Annotated in this window: 22 protein-coding genes; 8 read left to right on the forward strand and 14 right to left on the reverse strand. The window is 60.3% G+C overall.

From position 1 onward, the window contains the following. Positions 1-39 precede the first annotated feature (39 nt). Positions 40-1,251, reverse strand: a complete 1,212-nt coding sequence (glp, locus tag JOE29_RS14010; RefSeq protein WP_210079620.1) for a gephyrin-like molybdotransferase Glp — start codon at positions 1,249-1,251, stop codon at positions 40-42. A 6-nt stretch (positions 1,252-1,257) separates the two neighbouring features. Next, on the reverse strand, positions 1,258-1,797 hold the full coding sequence (gene moaB, locus JOE29_RS14015; RefSeq protein ID WP_002553131.1) for a molybdenum cofactor biosynthesis protein B: 540 nt from the start codon (positions 1,795-1,797) through the stop codon (positions 1,258-1,260). 75 nt (positions 1,798-1,872) lie between these two features. Between moaB and mobA the strand changes: the two genes are divergently transcribed. Both mobA and JOE29_RS14025 read left to right on the forward strand, forming a co-directional pair. Further along, the gene (gene mobA, locus JOE29_RS14020) at positions 1,873-2,478 is read left to right on the forward strand and encodes a molybdenum cofactor guanylyltransferase MobA (protein ID WP_210079621.1); all 606 of its coding nucleotides are present in this window, start codon (positions 1,873-1,875) and stop codon (positions 2,476-2,478) included. Between the two features lie 96 nt (positions 2,479-2,574). Next, positions 2,575-2,799, forward strand: a complete 225-nt coding sequence (locus JOE29_RS14025; protein ID WP_003315600.1) for a YgdI/YgdR family lipoprotein — start codon at positions 2,575-2,577, stop codon at positions 2,797-2,799. A gap of 77 nt (positions 2,800-2,876) precedes the next feature. Here the strand turns inward: JOE29_RS14025 and JOE29_RS14030 are convergent, their stop codons facing one another. Further along, positions 2,877-3,767 carry a pseudouridine synthase gene (locus tag JOE29_RS14030; protein WP_003423764.1) on the reverse strand — a complete coding sequence of 297 codons (891 nt, stop codon included), beginning with the start codon at positions 3,765-3,767 and terminating at the stop codon, positions 2,877-2,879. Positions 3,768-3,953: 186 nt separating this feature from the next. Here JOE29_RS14030 and JOE29_RS14035 point away from each other — a divergent pair, with 186 nt between their 5' ends. Beyond that, positions 3,954-4,808 (forward strand): shikimate dehydrogenase, encoded by an 855-nt coding sequence (locus JOE29_RS14035; protein ID WP_074997711.1) that lies wholly within the window; start codon positions 3,954-3,956, stop codon positions 4,806-4,808. A 3-nt stretch (positions 4,809-4,811) separates the two neighbouring features. Here the strand turns inward: JOE29_RS14035 and JOE29_RS14040 are convergent, their stop codons facing one another. Both JOE29_RS14040 and quiC read right to left on the reverse strand, forming a co-directional pair. Then, a complete protein-coding gene (locus JOE29_RS14040; RefSeq protein ID WP_024665557.1) occupies positions 4,812-5,468 on the reverse strand; it encodes a TetR/AcrR family transcriptional regulator in 657 nt (218 codons plus the stop codon). A 107-nt stretch (positions 5,469-5,575) separates the two neighbouring features. Further along, entirely contained in the window at positions 5,576-7,483 is a 1,908-nt protein-coding gene (gene quiC / locus JOE29_RS14045; RefSeq protein WP_044311542.1) for a 3-dehydroshikimate dehydratase QuiC, read from the reverse strand. Between the two features lie 617 nt (positions 7,484-8,100). On the opposite strand from quiC, the gene JOE29_RS14050 reads away from it, so the two are divergent. After that, the gene (locus tag JOE29_RS14050; RefSeq protein ID WP_003423759.1) at positions 8,101-9,429 is read left to right on the forward strand and encodes an MFS transporter; all 1,329 of its coding nucleotides are present in this window, start codon (positions 8,101-8,103) and stop codon (positions 9,427-9,429) included. A 488-nt stretch (positions 9,430-9,917) separates the two neighbouring features. Here the strand turns inward: JOE29_RS14050 and JOE29_RS14055 are convergent, their stop codons facing one another. Beyond that, a complete protein-coding gene (locus JOE29_RS14055; protein ID WP_003423758.1) occupies positions 9,918-10,805 on the reverse strand; it encodes a DMT family transporter in 888 nt (295 codons plus the stop codon). Positions 10,806-11,041: 236 nt separating this feature from the next. Here JOE29_RS14055 and JOE29_RS14060 point away from each other — a divergent pair, with 236 nt between their 5' ends. Further along, positions 11,042-12,298, forward strand: coding sequence for an OprD family porin (locus JOE29_RS14060; RefSeq protein ID WP_044311543.1), 1,257 nt, complete (start codon positions 11,042-11,044; stop codon positions 12,296-12,298). A gap of 58 nt (positions 12,299-12,356) precedes the next feature. Here the strand turns inward: JOE29_RS14060 and pcaC are convergent, their stop codons facing one another. The 8 genes from pcaC to JOE29_RS14100 all read right to left on the reverse strand — a co-directional run bounded on the left by pcaC (position 12,357) and on the right by JOE29_RS14100 (position 19,389). Further along, the gene (gene pcaC, locus JOE29_RS14065) at positions 12,357-12,755 is read right to left on the reverse strand and encodes a 4-carboxymuconolactone decarboxylase (protein ID WP_003315610.1); all 399 of its coding nucleotides are present in this window, start codon (positions 12,753-12,755) and stop codon (positions 12,357-12,359) included. Then, positions 12,752-14,113 (reverse strand): 3-carboxy-cis,cis-muconate cycloisomerase, encoded by a 1,362-nt coding sequence (locus JOE29_RS14070; RefSeq protein WP_044311544.1) that lies wholly within the window; start codon positions 14,111-14,113, stop codon positions 12,752-12,754. Before JOE29_RS14070 ends, pcaC begins: the two co-directional genes overlap by 4 nt. A gap of 24 nt (positions 14,114-14,137) precedes the next feature. Continuing rightward, on the reverse strand, positions 14,138-15,487 hold the full coding sequence (locus tag JOE29_RS14075) for an MFS transporter (protein ID WP_044311545.1): 1,350 nt from the start codon (positions 15,485-15,487) through the stop codon (positions 14,138-14,140). A gap of 87 nt (positions 15,488-15,574) precedes the next feature. Next, positions 15,575-16,177, reverse strand: coding sequence for a protocatechuate 3,4-dioxygenase subunit alpha (gene pcaG / locus JOE29_RS14080; protein WP_003366941.1), 603 nt, complete (start codon positions 16,175-16,177; stop codon positions 15,575-15,577). 11 nt (positions 16,178-16,188) lie between these two features. After that, the gene (gene pcaH, locus JOE29_RS14085; protein WP_003392994.1) at positions 16,189-16,908 is read right to left on the reverse strand and encodes a protocatechuate 3,4-dioxygenase subunit beta; all 720 of its coding nucleotides are present in this window, start codon (positions 16,906-16,908) and stop codon (positions 16,189-16,191) included. A 137-nt stretch (positions 16,909-17,045) separates the two neighbouring features. Next, complete coding sequence (pcaQ, locus tag JOE29_RS14090; protein WP_044311546.1) at positions 17,046-17,966, reverse strand: pca operon transcription factor PcaQ; 921 nt, start codon at positions 17,964-17,966, stop codon at positions 17,046-17,048. 52 nt (positions 17,967-18,018) lie between these two features. Next, the gene (locus JOE29_RS14095; RefSeq protein WP_003315616.1) at positions 18,019-18,261 is read right to left on the reverse strand and encodes a glutaredoxin family protein; all 243 of its coding nucleotides are present in this window, start codon (positions 18,259-18,261) and stop codon (positions 18,019-18,021) included. Between the two features lie 57 nt (positions 18,262-18,318). After that, positions 18,319-19,389 carry an acyltransferase gene (locus tag JOE29_RS14100; protein ID WP_058444900.1) on the reverse strand — a complete coding sequence of 357 codons (1,071 nt, stop codon included), beginning with the start codon at positions 19,387-19,389 and terminating at the stop codon, positions 18,319-18,321. Between the two features lie 247 nt (positions 19,390-19,636). On the opposite strand from JOE29_RS14100, the gene JOE29_RS14105 reads away from it, so the two are divergent. From JOE29_RS14105 to JOE29_RS14115, 3 genes are read left to right on the forward strand one after another with little or no spacing between them, the layout of a single operon-like run. Next, positions 19,637-19,951, forward strand: coding sequence for a DUF883 family protein (locus JOE29_RS14105; RefSeq protein ID WP_003315618.1), 315 nt, complete (start codon positions 19,637-19,639; stop codon positions 19,949-19,951). A gap of 4 nt (positions 19,952-19,955) precedes the next feature. Next, complete coding sequence (locus JOE29_RS14110; protein ID WP_002553117.1) at positions 19,956-20,348, forward strand: phage holin family protein; 393 nt, start codon at positions 19,956-19,958, stop codon at positions 20,346-20,348. Next, complete coding sequence (locus JOE29_RS14115; RefSeq protein WP_010415778.1) at positions 20,345-20,701, forward strand: hypothetical protein; 357 nt, start codon at positions 20,345-20,347, stop codon at positions 20,699-20,701. The genes JOE29_RS14110 and JOE29_RS14115 overlap by 4 nt, the downstream gene beginning before the upstream one ends. Positions 20,702-20,788 lie beyond the last annotated feature (87 nt).

Genomic DNA, 20,788 nt, shown 5'->3' on the forward strand with positions numbered 1-20,788 from the left:
GAGTAGCTTATGCTTACCCGCCCCACCATTCGAATGCACTCAGCCGAGCACTTCACTCAACGGGATGAAGTTGACCCAGTCACCTTCGGCCACGGTCGAGCCTTCGCGGACTTCAATCAGACCATCGGCCCACGCAGCGCTGCGCAGCACTCCTGAGCTCTGATTGCGATAAGCCACGGCCCGGCCCTGCTCCAGACGACCGCGCAGGTACTCGCGACGATTGCCAGGACGCGTCCAGACAAACCCGGCGGGCACCGGGAACTGCAAGGGTGCGACGTCGATCACGCCCTGGCGACGCAGCAGGTAAGCCCTGGCCAACAGGGCGAAAGTGACCAGCGTAGAGGCCGGATTGCCAGGCAGACCGATTACCGGCACACCCCGAAAATGCCCGAAGGTCAGCGGCTTGCCAGGCTTGATGGCCAGCTTCCATAGCGTCAGCTCACCCTCTTCACGCAATGCGTGGCCGAGGAAATCCGCTTCGCCCACGGACACTCCGCCTGTGGAGAGAATCAGATCGACACCCTGCAGATTCGCCAGCGCAGCGCGAGTCTTTTCCAGATCGTCCGGCAGGATGCCTGCATCCACCACCTCGCATTCGAGCCGCTTCAACCAGCTGCACAGCAATACCCGGTTGCTGTTGTAGATCTGCCCCGGCCCTAACGGCTGACCGGGCTCAATCAACTCATCACCCGTGGACAGCACCGCGACCCGCACGCGACGAATGACCTCAAGCTCGGCGAGGCCCAGCGAGGCCGCCAGACCCAGTTCGATCGGACCCAGCCGCGTGCCGGCGGCCAGCACGGCATCACCGACCCGGGTTTCCTGGCCTTGCGGACGAATATTCTGCCCGACACCCAGCGGTTCGTTGAACCGCACACGCTGATCCGCCAGCACCTCGGCATTTTCCTGCATCTCGACGCAGTCAGCGCCTTCCGGCATCGGCGCGCCAGTGAAAATACGCGCACAGGTGCCAGGGGCCAGAGCCTCGGGGGCCTGACCGGCGAAGATACGCTGACTGACCGTCAACGGCTCGCCGTGCCAGTCCCCCGCGCGCAAGGCATAACCGTCCATGGCGCTGTTCGGCCAGGGCGGCAGATCCAGCGTGGAGACCAGATCCACTGCCAGTACCCGGCCTTCGGCATCAGCCAGCGAGACCCTTTCGCGCTCGGTGATCGGCGTGGCCTCAGCCATCTTCAACAGACGCGCAATGGCGTCTTCAACAGGCAGCAGGGTTTTCGGCTCGTTGCTCATGAGCACTCAACCACGGGTCGCACAGGGCTCGGCCTGCTTGAGGTGAGGTACAAAGTTGCAAGGCCGGAAGCGCGAATCCAGTTGCTGGGCAAGAATGCCGTCCCATGCCGTACGCACTGCATTGGTTGAGCCCGGCAGGCAGCACACCAGGGTGCCATTGGACAGGCCGGCCAGCGCACGGGACTGAATGGTCGAGGTGCCGATATCCGGTACCGATATCTGCCGGAACAGCTCACCAAAACCATCGACCTGCTTGTCCAGCAGGCAGGCCACGGCCTCAGGCGTGCTGTCGCGGCCGGTAAAGCCGGTGCCACCGGTGATCAGCACGACCTGCACCTGATCGTCGGCAATCCAGGTCGCTACCTGAGCGCGGATCTTGTACAGGTCATCCTTGAGCAGCACGCGCTCGATCAGACCGTGGCCTGCGTCGGTCAGGCGGTCGACGAACATCTGCCCCGAGGTATCGGTTTCACGGGTGCGGGTATCGCTGACGGTCAGTACGGCGATATTAAGGGGTACGAAAGGTGTGTCAGCCTTGGCTTTCATGGCCTCATCCAGTTGTTAAGAAAACAGGCGGGTGTTATATCACAGCACTCCTTTTGACTGCCCGACGAGTGTTTGATGAATGTTCCTGCCCCACTGCCGCCCTGCTCGATTCTGCTGCTGGCCGGAGGCCGGGGACAGCGCATGGGCGGGCGTGACAAGGGCCTGATCGAGTGGCAGGGCACTGCGCTGATCGAACATCTGCACCGACTGGCCCGGCCGCTGACCGACGACCTGATCATTTCCTGCAATCGCAATATCGATCACTATGCGCGTTACGCCGATCGACTGGTGCAGGACGACGATACTGACTTCAACGGTCCTCTGGCCGGGATTCGCGCCGCACTGCCTCTGGCGCGGCATCGATGGTTGCTGATCCTGCCCTGCGACGTACCTTTGGTCGATAAGGCGTTGCTGCACGCATTGCGTGAAAAAGCCGCTGAATACCCGGAGCGACCGATAATGGTGCGTGAAGGTCAGCACTGGCAGCCGCTTTTAGGTATGATCCCTGTCGCTCACGCCGCAACGCTGGAAGCCGCATGGCAGGCCGGCGAACGCAGCCCGAGACGGGCTCTGGAACCGCTGCAGCCAGTCGCTCTGCAACTGGAAGCCGGCGATCCACGCCTGGCCAACCTGAACACTCCCTGTCTGTTGACCGGGATCAGTGAAAACCGCAACAAGTGACTGGTCATTGAAGTTGCTGCGGGTGTATACGGAACTTGCTGACGGTGTATCCGTCTGAGAGTTCAGCAAATCAAGAATCCATCTGGAGACACAGTAATGAAACAACGGACCCTTCCCGCTGCCTTCCTGCTTGCACTGAGCATTGCCTCCCTCGCCGGCTGCGCATCGCCCACTGTGATCACCTTGAACGATGGTCGTGAAATCCAGGCTGTCGACACGCCGAAGTACGATGAAGACTCTGGCTTCTACGAGTTCAAGCAACTCGACGGCAAGCAGACCCGCATCAACAAGGATCAGGTACGTACCGTCAAGGATCTGTGATCCGGGCGTCGCGTTACTGATTTGAAAAAACCCGCCGAGTGCGGGTTTTTTTTACCTGTCATTTCACTGTTCCTGTACTACCAGTCGAGCTGCAACAGGCTCTCGAAGTGGCGCTGTTCGCCATTGAGCGGGTCGACGAAGCGCAAGCTGCTGGCCAGCAGCTTCAACGGATTCCGATAGTCGTCCACAGGGTCTTTCACCACGTCCGGGTAAAACGGGTCGTTGCAGATGGCAGCGCCCAGTGCAGCCATGTGTACACGCAGCTGATGCTTTTTGCCGGTCACCGGGTAAAGCCCGTAACGCCACAATTTATCCTGCCGCTCAAGCACCTCGATCTGCGTACGGGTGTTACTCGCGCCGACACCTTCCTGCATGCGAAAGAACGGTTCACCCTCGACCAGACGGCTCTCGTGCAAACGCGGAAATGTCAGCTCCGGCAGCGCTGGCGCAATGGCCTGATAAAACTTGTCGATGCGCCGGGTGGGAAACAATGTCTGATAAGCCGAGCGCGTCTGTCGGTTGGCGGAAAACAGCACCAGCCCCGCGGTGTGCCGGTCGATGCGGTGCAGCGGCACCAGATCAGGATTGCCCAGGCGATGAATCAAGCGCCGCAGCAAGGTTTGCTCGACGTATTCGCCTGCGGGCGTCACCGGGAGAAAGTGCGGCTTGTCAGCCACCACCAGATGCTCATCGGCGTAGAGGATCGTTTCAACCACAGGGATCGGCGTTTCGTTGGCAACCTCACGAAAGTAGTGAACACGCAGCCCTTCCCGGTACGCCAGATCAGGCGCGATGGCCTTGCCGTTTTCATCCAGCACCCGGCCGCGAGCAAACCGATCCAGCCACTGTTCGCGGCTGATGGCCGGAAATTTCGCGCACAGGCAATCGAGCACCGTGGCCCACGAGCCCGGTGGCAGATACAACGTACTGGCTTGCTGCTGTGCGGCGCTGAAGACGGACTCGGACATGCGGGGGACTCGAACTCGTGTAAGCCTGAAGCGGCTGGCCGTGGATTATCACTGATTAGTGCGATCACCGCACAACATCGCTGCGTGGTAATCGACTTCTGCCTGCGGCACTATTAACCATCTGGTACATTCCGTTTAACACCTGCAGTCAACCGGGCAGTGACACAAAAACAAGAGATGTATTTTATGACTCACGCTGAAAAACCTTCCATCCTCGCCGGCCTGATCGGCTCGGGCATCCAGGCCTCGCGGACACCTGCCATGCACGAGCGTGAAGGCGATGCTCAGGGTATGCGCTATCTGTATCGGCTGATCGATATCGACGCCCTGCAACTGGACGTTGATGCCCTGCCCCGGCTGCTTGAAGGCGCCCGACAGTGTGGCTTTACCGGCCTGAATATCACCTTCCCCTGCAAGCAGGCGGTCATCCCGTTACTGGATGAGCTGTCCGATGAAGCACGCGGTATCGGCGCGGTGAATACGGTGGTGTTCAAGGACGGTAAACGCATCGGTCACAATACCGACTGCCTGGGCTTTGCCGAAGGTTTTCAGCGCGGCCTGGACAAGGCCCCACGCCAACAGGTGGTGCAGATGGGTGCAGGCGGCGCGGGCGCTGCCGTGGCGCATGCGCTGCTGAGCGCAGGCGTCGAGCGCCTCAGCGTGTTTGAGGTCGAGCCGCAACGCGCCCAACGGCTGGTGGACAACCTTAACCAGCACTTCGGTGCCGGGCGTGCTCAGGTGGGCATCGACCTGCCTGCGGCAATGGCCGAAGCAGACGGATTGGTCAATACCACGCCGGTCGGCATGTCAAAACTGCCAGGCACGCCGTTGCCGATCGAGTTGCTGCGGCCTGACCTGTGGGTGGCGGAAATCATTTACTTTCCGCTGGAAACCGAACTGCTCAAGCATGCCCGCGTACTGGGCTGCCGTACCCTGGATGGCAGCACCATGGCGGTGTTTCAGGCGGTCAAGGCCTTTGAACTGTTCAGCGGCCAGTCCGCCGACGCAGAGCGGATGATGGCGCACTTCCACACGTTGTAAATGTCAGCGCTTGAGATAACGCAGCACAGCGTCGCAGATCATTGCCTTGTGGCGCTGCTTGACCTCCTCGCTCCACAACTCGATCTGAAAGATTTCGCTGAAGGTATGGCGATTGGAGATCCGGTAGAAGCAGAACGAGCTGATCATCAGGTGCAAGTCCACCGGATGAACACCCTCACGAAACAGGCCGCTGGCTTCGCCACGACGCAGGATGCCGTCGAGCGCCCTGATGATGTTCTGGCTCTTGGCATGAATCGATTCGGACTGTTTGACGTTCTCGCCGTTATGGATGTTTTCGATGCACACGATGCGCACGAAATCGACATTGCTGTCGTGGTGATCGAAGGTGAACTCGACCACGCGGTGAATCGCTTCCACAGGCTCGAGTTCGGACAGATTGAGCTGGCTCTCGGTGTTGCGAATCGCGCCGTAGAGTTTTTCCAGCACTTCGACGTACAGCTGTTCCTTGCTGCCGAAATAGTAATAGATCATCCGTTTCGAGGTTTTGGTGCGTTCGGCAATGGCATCGACGCGCGCACCCGACAGGCCATGGGCGACAAACTCGGCAACGGCGGCCTGCAGAATGTCTTCGCGGGTTTTTTCCGGATTGTTCTTGCGCCCTTTCGATGCAACGGCAACGGAGTCGTCAGTAGTTTTCATTGTTGGCTCATGCCCACGAGTGATGCGCGGAGTATGCAGCCGACCGGCAACTGAGGGAAGCCGCGAGGGCGTCAAACCCTCGCAGCAGCCTTGCAATCGGATTCGCCTTACAGACGCGCCTGACGTGCTGCCACATTGCGCGCCTTGGCCATCGCGGCCAGACGCACCGGGACGTTGGCAGCGCCGTACCCTACGTAGCCGTTCTTGCGCTGCAGGATTTCGAAAAAGAAGCGCCCGTCAAACGCATCGGTGTAGACGTGGAACAACTCGCCACCCTGCGCATCGCGATCATAGAGCACGTTGTAATACGCCAGTTCACTGAGAAACTCCTCGTCGAAATCGAAGCGCGCCGCCAGGTCATCGTAGTAATTGAGCGGAATGTCCAGCAACGGTACGCCCGCTTCCTTGGCGCGGCTTACTTCGGCAAAGATGTCTTCGCAGGAAAATGCAATGTGGTGCACACCCGAGCCGCGATAGCTCGACAGCGCATGGGAGATGGCTGTATTGCGGTTCTCGGAGATATTCAGCGGCAAGCGCACGGTGCTACAACGGCTGCGCAGCGCACGGCTTTTGACCAGACCATAGGGGTCGGGCAAGACCACTTCATCGTCAGCCTCAAAGTCCAGAATGCTTTTGTAGAACAGCACCCAGCTGTCCAGGCTGTCGGCCGGCAGCGCCATAGCCATGTGGTCGATACGCTGCAACCCGCCCTTGGCGACTGCTTGCGGATCGACGACAAAATCGCTGTCGTAAATCGACTCTCCCGGCGCGGCGTTATCCACCAGATAGATCAGGCTGCCGTCAGGCGCGCGGACCGACGGAATCTCCCGCTCGTTAGGGCCGACCAGGCCACGATAGGGCTGGCCCTTGAAGGCACGCGCACGTTCCAGCGACTGATGACCGTCGTCGACGCGCAAGGCGGTCGCGCATAATGAAGGGCCGTGCGCCTCGAAGAAGCTGTGGGCAAAGGAATAGGGTTCGGCATTGAGCACAATCCTGATATCACCCTGCCCCAGCAGACTGACCGCCTTGGAGCGATGCTGACCCAGCTTGGCAAAGCCCAGCCGTTGCAGCCAGCCCGACAGTCGAGCGCCATGGCTCTCGTCAACGGCAAACTCGAGGAACTCGACCCCATTGTAGGTACTGGCCGCGGGTGGTTTGAAAAGGATTTCGGGAACCGCAGCCGGCTCGTCACGCGCCATCAACTGGCGGGTTTTCTCTTCCAGATAGAGCAGCGAACGCAGGCCGTCCGCGGCATTGGCGCGTGTCGGCGCTGCACGGAAGCCATCGTTGAACACTTCCAGCGACAACGGCCCGGTATAACCACTGCGCAGGATCGGCGCGAGAAAGCCGGCCAGATCGAATTCACCCTGGCCCGGGAAGCAGCGGAAATGGCGGCTCCACTCCAGTACATCCATCGCCAGAAGCGGTGCGTCGGCCATCTGCACGAAGAAGATCTTGTCGCCCGGGATCTGCGCAATGGCGCTCGGATCGCCCTTCAGCGACAGGGTATGGAAGCTGTCGAGCAACACGCCAAGCGCCGGGTGGTCGACCTGACGCACCAGGTTCCAGACCTGTTGCCAGGTGTTCACATGCTTGCCCCAGGCCAGCGCTTCATAACCGACTCTCAGGTTACGGGCACCGGCGCGCTCGGCCAGCAGGCCCAGGTCATCGAGCAGAATGTTTTCGTCGCCCACCGAATCGGCAGACGCATTGCTGCAGACCAGCACCAGATCGGTGCCCAGTTCCTGCATCAGATCGAATTTGCGTTCGGCACGGTCGATATTGCGCTGCAGACGATCACGGCGGCAGCCTTCAAAATCGCGGAACGGCTGGAACAGGGTGATGGCAATGCCCAGGTCGGCACACATTTGCCTGATGTTGCGTGGGCTGCCGTCGTAATACAACAAGTCGTTTTCGAAAATCTCGACGCCGTCAAAGCCGGCTGCGGCGATGGCTTCGAGCTTTTCGGGCAGAGTACCGCTCAAGGATACGGTAGCAATTGAACGCTGCATGCTTTTCAGCTCCTGGATGAACGCGACCTGCTTGGGTCGCGACTGGACAGCACCGCATTCCTGGCCTTTCCCGGCCTTATTCAGAGGTGCGAGTAAAGTATTTGCCTGTGAAAACACTACAGCAACATAAAGTGTACGAACCGGTTAGTTTTACGTTCGATTATCGAACAAAAGCCGTTTTACTCAATTGACGCTGTATCTCGTAATGCTCAACATCGGCATCACATTGCAGGATAGACCCGCAGTCCAACATTTCGATATTCGCTCCATCAGCAGCAAACCCATAACAATTCAAAAAACAGGAACATTGCTCATGCGCACCCTTCTCGCTTTGCTCGCCCGCTCACCCGTCCGTCTCACCAGACGTCCTGTTCGACGAAGCCGCCCGGCCAAAAGCCCGGCCACGGTCTGCGTCGCCTGAAACATTCCAACACACTTACGCGGCCCAACCTGTAAATTGTCGGCCCGACGGATCGTTTCGAGGACAGCCTGAGTCTACAGGCCAGTCGAATCACGGTTCTACGACATCACTTTACCTGCACAACGCCTGCATCGAGTGGACTTCTCAGTCCGACTGTTGCCAGCAGCACAGTCCTGGAACGGATGGTTAGAACATCATGCTTAACACCCAGACCAACCCTGTCGCCCAGGCCGCCCGTGCCGGGATGGGCGAAAAGATCCGCGGCGCGCTCGCCGTAGGCAAGACTCGCTGGGGCATGCTCGCCCTGGTGTTCTTCGCCACCACGCTGAACTATATCGACCGGGCCGCGCTCGGCGTCATGCAGCCCATCCTCGCCAAGGAAATGAGCTGGACGGCGATGGACTACGCCAACATCAACTTCTGGTTTCAGGTCGGTTACGCGGTCGGCTTCGTACTACAGGGCCGCTTCATCGACAAGGTTGGCGTGAAGCGCGCATTCTTCCTCGCGGTGCTGCTGTGGAGCCTGGCCACCGGTGCTCACGGCCTTGCCACTTCCGCTGTCGGCTTCATGGTCTGCCGCTTCATTCTGGGCCTGACCGAAGCCGCCAACTACCCGGCCTGTGTGAAAACCACGCGGCTATGGTTCCCTGCCGGTGAGCGCGCGGTGGCCACCGGCATCTTCAACGCCGGCACCAACGTCGGTGCCATGCTGACCCCGGCCCTCCTGCCGGTGATCCTCACGGTCTGGGGCTGGCAGGCCGCCTTCGTGGCGATGGGTTCGCTGGGGCTGCTTTGGGCCATCACTTGGCGCTTGAAGTACTACAACCCCGAAGAGCATCCGACCGTCAGCAAGACCGAACTGGACTACATCAATAAGGAAGTCGAACCGGCGCCGGTCAAGGTGCCGTTTACCGGCATCCTGAAGATGCGGGGCACGTGGGCGTTCGCGCTGGCGTATGCGATTACTGCTCCGGTGTTCTGGTTCTACCTGTACTGGCTGCCGCCGTTCCTCAATCAGCAATACAACCTGGGGATCAGCGTGACTCAGATGGGCATCCCGCTGATTCTGATCTGGCTGACGGCGGACTTCGGCAGTGTCGGTGGCGGCATTCTGTCGTCCTGGCTGATTGGTCGTGGCATGCGTGCGACGACTGCGCGGCTGTTGTCGATGCTGATCTTTGCCATCACGATCTGCAGCGTGGTGTTCGCGGCCAATGCCAGCGGGCTGTGGGTGGCGGTACTGGCCATTTCGCTTGCCGTGGGTGCGCATCAGGCCTGGACGGCGAATATCTGGAGCCTGGTGATGGACTACACCCCCAAGCACATGATGAGTACCGTGTTCGGCTTCGGCGGGATGTGTGCGGCCATCGGCGGGATGTTCATGACGCAGATCGTGGGTGCGGTGCTGACCGCCACCAATAACAACTACAACGTGCTGTTCACCATGATCCCGGCGATGTATTTCATTGCCCTGATCTGGATGTACTTCATGGCCCCTCGCAAGGTTCCGACGCTCAGCGAGTGATCGTCTGACGCAGCCCGGAAACCTAGAATGGCTATCGTCCCCACGCTCCGCGTGGGGATGCAGTTCGTGACGCTCTGCGTCACACAGCGGGTTTTCTTTGTCAGGTGGATTGGCGTTCGGCTCAGGTCACCTTTTCGCCCCTCGGCGACTCACTTTGAGGGACCAAAGTGAGCAAAGTCCCCGCTCCTGTTTCCGGCCCGACTCCGTCGGGTTCCTTCGCCCTGTCACTGATCCGGGGGTCGCCGCAACGGGCCATCCATGGCCCGGTGCGGCTAGCCTGGCGTCCTGCCAGGCTACCCCCGGATCAGCGCCAGGACTCAGCCGTCACTAACGTCGCACTCTGCGTCGTCAGTGCCACCGTGATCGAAAAGCACGTATGGCGGCCTCCTGCAGACGCAGCATGACATTGTGCTGCGACGCAGGGCGTCAGGAAAAACATGCCAACTGAACATCGGCATAGGCGTCAATCGGATCTTCAGCGCCGCAAATTACCCACCCTTGCGTCGCTGTTGCCACGCCGCCGCCAGACCGCTGAGGCAGATGATGGCGATGCCGGCCTGCGCGGTCGGAGACGGGGTGTGGTCGAAGACCAGGTAGCCCAGCAATCCGGCGAACACGATCTGGCAATAACTAAACGGCGCAAGCATGGCCGGAGCGGCGAAGCGGAAGGCCTGGGTCAGCAGCAAATGCGCCGACATCCCGCACGCACCCAGCGCCAGCAGAAACGGCAAGTGCTTGAGCGCTGGCACTTCCCAGAAGAACGGCACCAGCGCACTCATCAACAGCGTATTGAACAGCCCCGCGAAAAAATTGCTGGTGGTCGGACTGTCGAACGGACTGACCAACCGCGTCAGGAGTTGATACAGCGCAAAGCACAAAGCCGATGAGAGCGGCAACAGAATCGCCGGAGTAAACAGCTCGCCGCCCGGATGAATAATGATCATCACCCCGACAAACCCGACCACCACCGCTGTCCACTGCCCGCGCGTCACACGCTCGTGCAGCAGCGGCACCGATAACGCGGTAACCAGCAACGGCGCAAGAAAGTTGACCGCCGTCGCTTCTGCCTGCGGGATGAACATCAGGCTGCTGGTAAACAGCAGACTGGTGCCCAGCAACGCCAGTGCGCGCAAGGCCTGCAGGCCAGGACGCTTGGTACGCAGCACCCGCAACCCCGATGACGGCATGAAAATGCAGGCCATCAGCAGCGTGTGCACCACATAACGCGCCCACACCACCAGAATGATCGGATAGAAGCCGGACAGGTACTTGGACAGGGTGTCGTGACTGGCAAATAGAAAAGTCGCCAGAAGAATGAAGCCTATACCTTTGAGAGGTTGATTGACGCCGGACAACGGCGTGCTGGCAGTACTCATTGCGCTTCCTTGTTCAAGTTTCAGCAGCCCGACGCCGTGGCCGAACGCGCTCTCTACCCATATTTGCCCGTGAGCATCGCACACACGTTTGCGGCTTCTCGCAGGAAATGTTCGAACCGGTTCATTAGCGTTCGATAATCGCCCGAAACGACTGTTTCGCAATTGCACGGGGCGTTACGCCATTTCACTATCGCAGCCAGTTACACGACTCAATAACTACAAAAAAGGTCTGTTCCATGCGCGTGAATTCCCCCTGCAAACTCCTTTGCGGTCTGTCGGCGGCTGTCGCTGCAAGCCTGACGCCCATCAGCGGCCACAGTGCCGGGTTCGTCGAAGACGCCAAGGTCAATCTGAACCTACGCAACTTCTACATCAACCGCAACTTCGTCGACCCGGCCAATACGCAGAACTACGCCGAGGAGTGGACGCAGAACTTCATCCTCGACGCCCGCTCCGGCTTCACCCAAGGCACCGTCGGCTTTGGTGTCGACGCACTGGGCCTCTACTCGCTCAAGCTAGACGGCGGCAAGGGTACCGGCGGCACACAATTGCTGCCCATCCATGGCGATGGACGCCCGGCCGACGACTTCGGCCGTCTGGCAGTGGCCGGCAAGGCACGCTTCTCGAAGACCGAATTGAAGGTCGGCGAGTGGATGCCGGTGCTGCCGATCCTGCGCTCGGATGACGGCCGCTCGCTGCCACAAACCTTTCAGGGCGGGCAGATCACCTCCAAGGAAATCGACGGCCTGACCCTTTACGGTGGTCAGTTCCGTGGCAACAGCCCGCGCAACGACGCAAGCATGGAAGACATGTCCTTGAATGGCCGTACCGCGTTTACTTCCGACCGCTTCAACTTTGGCGGCGGCGAGTACGCGTTCAACGAAAAGCGCACCCAGGTCGGCGTGTGGTACGCCGAGCTTGAAGACATCTACCACCAGCAATATTTCAACCTGCTGCACAGCCAGCCGTTGGGCAGCTGGACGCTGGGGGCCAACCTTGGCTACTTCCAAGGCAAGGACGATGGTCAGTCTCTGGCCGGCGATCTGGACAACAAGACCTGGTCAGCGCTGCTTTCGGCACGACACGGTGGCAACACCTTTTACCTGGGCCTGCAGAAAGTCAGCGGCGACAGCGCCTGGATGCGCGTCAACGGCACCAGTGGCGGGACCTTGGCCAACGACAGTTACAACTCCAGCTTCGACAATGCCAAGGAGAAATCCTGGCAGTTGCGCCATGACTATGACTTCGTAGCTATGGGCGTGCCCGGTTTGACCCTGATGAACCGCTACATCAGCGGCGACAACGTGCACACTGGCGCCATCACCGACGGCGAAGAGTGGGCACGGGAAACCGAGCTGGCCTATGTGTTCCAGAGCGGCGCGTTCAGAAGCCTGTCAGTGAAATGGCGCAACTCCACCATGCGTCGCGACTACAACACCAACCAGTTCGACGAAAACCGCCTGATCGTCAGCTACCCGTTATCACTGCTCTGATCCGCACAGGACGCCGCCGTGGTCGAGGGCGCTGCGGCAGCGTTCTCGATCACCGCTCTCAATTGTCCTGCAATGACTCCACGCCCATTTCATCCCACACCGCTTCAGCCAGATGGAACGTTGCATTGGCCGCCGGAATGCCGCAGTAGATAGCGCTCTGCATCAGCACTTCCTTGATTTCCTCGCGGGTCACGCCGTTGTTTTTCGCGGCCTTGAGGTGCAGGCGCAATTCGCCTTCGCGATTCATGCCGATCAGCATCGCGATGGTGATCAGGCTGCGCGTATGGCGCGGCAACCCCGGACGTGTCCAGATATCACCCCAGGCGTGACGGGTGATCATCTCCTGGAATTCTTCATTGAACGGCGTCAGTTTGCTCAGGCTGTTATCGACATGCGCATCGCCCAGCACCGCGCGGCGCACCTGCATGCCGGCTTCGTAACGTTCGTCTTCGGTCATTGGGAAATCCTTGTGTGTTCGGCCACGGCGCGCTCGACCCAATGGCGAGCCTGGCCAAGGTAATGGGCCGGATCGAGCAGACGATCCAGCTCGTCAGAAGAAAACTGCTCGCTGACCTGCGGGGTTTCGCCGAGCACCTGACGCAAATGCGCGCCCTGCTCCACCGCACGCCGGCAGCACTGCTCTACAAGATGGTGGGCAGCATCGCGCCCGATGCGCTGAGCCAGGGCAATGCTCACTGCCTCGGCGAGAACCAGGCCTTTGGTGGATTGAAGATTGATCGCCATGCGCTCGGCATCGACCTGCAGACCGGGTATCACCTGCAAGGCCTGCTGCAGGGAACCGGAGACCAGACAGCACAGTTCCGGCAAGGTCTCCCACTCGGCATGCCACAGGCCCAGACTGCGTTCGTGCTCCTGCGGCATGGCCGACAGCATCGTGCCCACCAGACCCGGTGCGCGGGTGGCGGTGCTGATCATGACTGCAGCACCGACCGGGTTGCGTTTGTGCGGCATGGTCGAAGATCCGCCCTTGCCCGGCGCCGAAGGCTCGAAGACCTCGCCCACTTCGGTCTGCATCAACAGGCTCACATCGCGCCCCAGCTTGCCGAGACTGCCGGCGATCAGGCCCAACAGACCGGCAAACTCCACCAGTCGGTCGCGCTGGGTGTGCCAGGGCTGCTCGGGCAATGCCAGTTGCAATTCATCGGCCAGCGCTTCGGCCACCGAAAAGGCCTGATCGCCCAGCGCCGCGAGGCTGCCGGACGCACCACCGAACTGCAGGCACAGCAGGCGCGGTTTGATCTCGTTCAAGCGCTGTCGATGGCGAGTGACTGCGCCCAGCCAGCCAGCGATTTTCATCCCCAGGGTGACCGGCGTGGCCTGCTGCAGCCATGTACGTCCGGCCAGTGGCGTGCCGGCATGACGCTGTGCCTGCTCAGCCATCGCATCGGCCAGTCGACTGAGGTCACGCTCAAGCAGCACGATGGCTCGACGCAGTTGCAGGACCAGCCCGCTGTCCATCACATCCTGACTGGTCGCGCCCATGTGCACGTAGCGCTCAGCTTCAGCGCTGCGTGCGGCAATCTGTTTGCCCAGCGCCTTGACCAGCGGAATCGCTGAATTGCCGGCACTGCCGATGGCGATTGCCAGCGCGTCGAAATCGAACAGCCGTGCGTCGCAGCTCAGCTCGATGTCGGCGACCACCTCGGGCGGGATCAGGCCGACGCGCGCCTGTGCCCGGGCCAGCGCAGCCTCGAAATCGAGCATGCCCTGCACCCGGCCTTCATCGGAAAAGATCTCGCGCATTTCGGGTTGCATGAAGTAGGCATCGAAAAGTTGATTGCTCGCTCTGTTCACATCACCACTCCAGATTGAAAGGTTTCAGGTAGCGTCCGAATGGCTGACCCAGCCTTTGATCAGCACCGCTATCGCGGCCAGCGCCGCCGGGATGACCAGCGCGGTCAGCACCTGCTCGAACGTCCAGCCCAGGCCCAGCAGCGTGGCACCGGCCCAGGCGCCGAGAATGGCCCCGAAACGGCCGATCCCGAGCATCCACGACACGCCCGTGGCACGCCCCTGAGTGGGGTAAAAACGCGCTGCCAGCGACGGCATTGCCGACTGCGCGCCGTTGATGCACATGCCGGCCAGCAGCACCAGTGTCGCCAACAGCGCGACATTACCCAGACTCTGCCCGACCAGCCAGGCGAACACCCCCGCCAGTGCGTAGGCACAACCAATGACCTTGTGCGGGTTGTAACGATCCATCGCCCAGCCCACGCCCACAGCACTCAACACCCCGCCGAACTGAAACAGCGCGCCGATGAAGGCCGACTGTTCCATGCTCGCCCCGCTGTCGCGCATCAGCGTCGGCAGCCAGCTGGTCAGCAGGTAGACGATGACCAGACCCATGAAATACGTCAGCCACAGCAACAGCGTGCCGGCACTGTAGTTGCCGGAGAAAATCACTTTCAGCACATTACGGCTGCTGACGGTTTTCTGTTCGGGAACGCTGAAATCAGTGATACCGGCCAGCGCCTTGGGCGCAATCGGTGCCAGCACCTTGCGAATCCGCTCTGCACCGCGATTGCGTACCACCAGAAATCGCGCCGACTCCGGCAGCCAGACCATCAGCACCACCGCCAGCAGGATGGGCAGGATACCGCCCAACATCAGCAGGCTGTGCCAGCCCATGCTGGGGATCAGTTTGGCTGATACAAAACCGCCGCACGCCATGCCCAGATTGAAACCGCAGAACATGCTCGTCACCAGCAGCGACTTGAGCCGCTCGGGGGTGTATTCCGACAGCAAGGTGGTGGCGTTGGGCATCGCCGCGCCGAGCCCCAGCCCGGTCAACAGGCGCAGTACCAGCAATTGATCGATGTTGCTGCTGTAGGCTGAGGCCAGGCTGAAAAGACCGAACAGCAGCACCGCGACCACCAGCACCACCTTGCGCCCGAAGCGGTCGGCCAGCGGGCCGGAACCCAGCGCGCCGAATACCATGCCGATCAGCGCAGCGCTCATCACCGGCCCCAGGCTGGCCCGATCGATCCCCCAATCCTGGCTGAGCGCGGGTGCAATGAAGCCCATTGCGGCAGTATCGAGGCCGTCGAGAAACACGATCAGAAAACACAGCGCAACCACTCTCCACTGATACCCGGATAGCGGTTGTGCATTGATAAAGGCCTGAACGTCGAGCGTACTCGACGCGGGGCTGCCGGCGGAAAGCGTCATGGAGGGATCCTTTTATTTTTATAGGGTCGCCTGCCGATGCAGGCGCCTTGAAACGCACGCACATTGATTTCTGAATCGACAAGCGATTCAGAAATCGAAAAACACTGTCTCGCCTTCACCTTGCACGCGGATATCAAAACGATAGGCCGTCTGCCCCTCATGCGTGCAGCGGCGTGCCACCAGGGTTTCACGACGCGGGGGCTGCTCAATCAGATTGAGCACCGGGTCCTGCGCGTTCGCCTGGGCTTCGTCGTCGAAATACAACCGCGTCTGCAGATGAATATTGATGCCCCGCGCAAACAGCGAAACATTGATGTGCGCCGCCATCGGCACGCCCGCCGCATTGCGCGCCGAGCCTGGCTTGATGGTCTTGAGGATCCATTGGCCATCGTCCGCAGTTGCCGTGCGACCAAATCCGTTGAACGGTCTGTCGGGGTCGAATTCGCTGTGATACGCGCCCTGATGATCCGCCTGCCAGAACTCCAGATAGGCATCACGGATCAGGTGACCGTTGCCGTCGAAGACGTTGCCCAGCAACACGATGTGCTCGCCGGGCGCCTCGGGCCTGGCCATCTCGTTCCAGATTTCCAGCTCGCGGGTCGGGTTGCCGGCCACCTGCGGTGCAAGACCGATGTGAACGTAAGGGCCAGCGGTTTGCGAAGGGGTTTCCTGCAGCAATTGAACGGGCATGTCGGGCCTCCTCAGCAGTTTTCGAAATGAGTCTTGCGCTGGCCGCGCAACACGATATCAAAGCGATACGCCAGGCAATCCATCGGATTGCCCAGGCCCAGGTCGAGCCTGGCAATCAGGCTCTGCACGGCGTCTGGGTTGGCGATGGCCTTGACGATCGGGCAGATCGGAATCAGCGGGTCGCCTTCGAAATACAACTGAGTGATCAGCCGTGTGGCAATCGACGGCCCGCTGATCGACACATGAATATGCGCCGGGCGCCAGTCGTTGGGACCGTTGCGCCATGGGTAAGGCCCTGGCTTGACGGTACGGAAGCTGTAATTGCCTTCGCTGTCGGTCAGTGCACGTCCGACGCCACCGAAATTGGCATCGATAGGCGCCAGATAGGCATCGCGCTTGTGGCGATAACGCCCGCCGGCGTTGGCCTGCCAGATCTCCACCAGCGTATGCGGGATCGGCTTTCCGTACTGATCGCAGACCCGCCCGGCCAGCAGGATACGCTCACCGATGGGCAGCCCACCGTTGTTGAAATTGAGCAGCAGGTCGTTATCGTGCTGGCCGAATTTCAAATGCGAGAAATCCGGGCCGGTGGTTTCGGAAATGGACTGCGGGATACTGACCAGCGCCTGACGCGGCGAGCGCAGGATCGAGGTCTTGTAATCAGGGGTGAGAGCTTTTGGATGCCAGTTTCGGTCACGAATGACGAAGCGGCTGTTGTCCGCGGCAGACATGGCGTTCTCCTCGTTTTTCTTATGGGGCGCGCAGGCGTCGATCACATGCGCTACAGGCTGCGGCGAAGTGTCGCGCGATCCATGCTTATAGAGAACTGAAATAAACCCTATGATCCATAACCATTTGGTTATGGATGCTAGACGTTGCGATAGGCCTCTCCAAGACTCCGCAGCTCGTCCACGCACCACTGCGCTGCGCGCGTGAGTGGCAAGGCCGGGTTGCTGCACAAACCGACAGAGCCGCCCGGCTCACGAATACCCATGTCCAGTTCGACCAGCGTGCCGCCTTTCAACTCCAGCGACACGGCATCCAGTGGCGCGATCCACACCGCATCGCTGCATTGCACATAGCGGCGGCTGAGGGTGAGCGAAAGGGTTTCAAGGCGTTGACGCGGCATGCGGATACCGCACTGCACGAACAGGCTGTCGGCAAACTTGCGGATGGTCGTGCCTGCCAGCGGCAACACCAGCGGGAACTGCTCCAGACTTTCGGGCTTGAGCGGTGCGGCCAGCAACGGGTGACCGCTGCGCACCACCAGCGTCATCGACTCGTTGTACAGGTGCTCGAACGTCAGGCCCTGAATCTGCGGACTGTCCGTCATGCGCCCGACCACCAGATCCAGCTCCCCTACCCTCAATTGCGACAGCAGATAGGCACTGGGCCCGGTCATCACGCTGACGATCAGCGCCGGGTGCCGCTGGTGCAGGCGATGAACCACCTCGGGCACCAACAGGCTTTCGGCCGTCGACAGTACGCCCAGTCGTGCAGTGACCGTATCGTGCTCACCCGAACGCAGGCTGCTGACGCCCTCGCGCAGGGCCTGCACGCTGGGCCCGGCAAAGCGCATGAACGCCACGCCCGCTTCGGTGAGTGCCGCGCCGCTCTTGCTGCGCACGAACAGCGTGGTGTCGAGCAGGGTTTCCAGCTCTTTGAGACTTTTCGACAGCGCCGGCTGACTGATCGCCAGAACGTCGGAAGCACGCGCCAGACTGCCCTGCCGGGCCACTTCTAGAAAGCAGACCAGATGGCGAAATTTGATGCGTGTATCGATATTCACTGCGCGTCGTGTCCGGTAAATGAAAGGGAATGCAGCTCAACGACAAGGCAGCTCAACGACTCAGAAACGACGCCACTTGAGGCGCGTCAAATGGCCAGTCCAGCTCGTCGCCGGTGTCGACTCGCCGCAACACAGGAACGCGCAACTCGTAGCGTTCAAGCAGTTGCTCATCCTCGCAGATGTCGACCAGCTCAACCAGCAGGCCGTGTTCGATGGCGAACGGCAGTAAAACCGCTTCGGCAACCTCACACAGCGGGCATCCCAGGGTGCTGAACAGCTGACATTCGGGGGGCATGAGTCGATCCTCGGCGAATCCTCGGCAAGCGGAAATTATTCTAGGCGCGCACCGGGATCACGTCGACACCCGAAAATGCGCCTTGCTGAACGCATTGGCGCGATCCAGTACCGGTTTCTCGAAACAACGATAACCGACCCAGCCATAGCACACCGCCGCAGCCATCATCAGCAGCGCGAAAAACAGGTTGTCCAGGTAGCTTTCGGGCCAGGCTCCCACCAGACTCCAGACCCTGCCGATCACCCCCAGCACCAGCAGATGAGACAGGTAGACCGTGTAGGACATATCGCCCACGGCAACCAGAAACCCGGGCACCCGCAGGTGTCGACGCCGTTCGAGCAATGCCAGCGTCACCACCAGCATGCCGAACGTGCCGCCGACCATGAGCATGCGCTGCAACCCCTGACTCTCATACAGCCGGTAATAGCCGATCAGGGGCACCGCCGCCAACAACGCGACACCGAGCAGTAACCAGACCGCAGCAGTCGGCACGCGGGCACTGTGGCGACCGTAAAAGAACAAGGCCAGCGCGGCGCCAAGCATGAACTCGAGGGCATAGGGATGCAGGATGATCTTTACTGCCGGGGAATAGTCCTGCCAGTCTGCCAGCCTGTTGAACGCCACGATGATCAGACACCAGCCGCCGAGCAGAAACGGCAGGCTGCGCTCGCGAAAAAGCAGAAAGCCGGAGAACACTACGTAAAACCACAGTTCGAACAGCAGCGACCAGGCCACCATCACCAGCAGCACCTTGTCGTTGGGCAACAGCAGGAACGACATGATCAGATTGGACGAGCCATGCCCGCTGTTGACCATGCCCGGCTGCACCAGATAAACCGCCAGGGTGATGAAAAAGTACAACCAGTAGGTGGGATAGATCCGCGATACCCGATTGAACAGAAACCGCTGGGCTTCGATTGCGCTCTGAAAACGGCCACGGCTGACAATCACCATGACGAATCCGCTGATGACGAAGAACAGATCGACGCCCAACTGAAAAAAATCGAGCCAGGGCGGCAAAAGGATATCGCCACCGGAAAACTTGCTCTCTACCGACATCATGTGAAACAACACGACGCCCAGGACCGCTACGCCCCTGAGCCCCTGCAGGGAATACAGCCGCTCCATGCCTCTCTCCATTCAACGGATGTCGCGCGCGCCAGGCCATCCCTTGATCACGCGTGTGGAGCATAGCCAATGGCCAGAAATACGAAACCCCAATCTTCCAGTGGTTGCGGTTTTTGCTGGCAGATACTTTTGGAGTAAGGTGCAGCGGCAGTGTAAAGCCTGATCGAACACGATACGCCAATCGAAGTGAACCTTCAGGAATCACCTGTACTCGAAACATTCATACGCCCACCAAACGGAGAACATCATGGCCCGCGAAACTGCACAGAATGCTCAGGAAATCCTGAGAGCCGACTTCCAGGTACTGGTTGCCGACACTGAGAAATTGCTGGCGCATACCGCCTCTCTCGCGGGTGATCAGGCCGATGAATTGCGCGCCCAGATCCGCGAAAGCCTGCTGCGTGCCAAGGAAACCCTGAAGACCACCGAAGATTCGTTGCGCGAGCGCGGTGAAGCGGCAGTGGTCGCCACCGAAGATTACGTTCAGAACAACCCCTGGCAGTCAGTCGGTATCGCCGCAGGTGTCGGCTTTCTGATCGGTCTGCTGGCTACAAGGCGCTAACATCATGACTCTGGGAACGGAATCAGCACCGCCCGAGGGAACTCCGGGCTCTTCACCGCGGCGCCTGGGCGCTGCCTTCCTTGGCCTGTTGCACACTCACGTCGAGCTGTTCGGCATTGAATTGCAGGAACAGAAAGCGCGAACCGTCAGCCTGCTGCTGTTCGCCGGTCTGGCACTGGTTTTCGGCCTGCTGCTGCTCACCGGGCTCTCGGCCTTGCTGCTGATCGTTCTGTGGGACAGTTATCGCCTGGCGGGCATCGTCGGCCTGTGTACGTTTTACCTGCTGGCCGCGATCTTTTGTGGATTGCGCCTCAAGGCAGCGATCTTCGACGAGTCTTCGCCCTTCCATGCGACCCTCGAAGAACTGGCCAATGACCGTGAGCGATTGATGCCATGAGTGAACCCAAGTCGCACCAGAGCAATACGCGTCGAGAACTGCGCAAGGCATTGATTCGCCTGCGCATGGAGATGCACCGCCAGGAAATTCGCCACGAATCGGCGCAACTGATGCAACCGTTGCAACGCTTTCGCGGTATCCGCCATGACTGGAAAAGCGCGCTGGGCTTTCGCCACGCGCCGCTCTGGGGCGTGGGCTCGGTTGCCCTGCTGGGCTTCCTGAGCGGCAAACGTGCCAAGACCGGACGTACCAGCCTGTTGGGCCGCCTGTTAAAGCTGGGCATCACGTTGACGCCGGTGGTCAAGGTCGCCATGCAAGCACGCGCCCTGCAGAATCGCAATCGCAAAGTCTGATTGCGCCACGCGTCTAGCATGATCCTGGCCTGACTGTACTGGCCTTAATATAAATGCCTGCTCCGGAATTCCGGTGCAGGCATTTGT

This window comes from Pseudomonas sp. PvP009 (assembly GCF_017832995.1).
GTDB lineage: Bacteria > Pseudomonadota > Gammaproteobacteria > Pseudomonadales > Pseudomonadaceae > Aquipseudomonas > Aquipseudomonas syringae.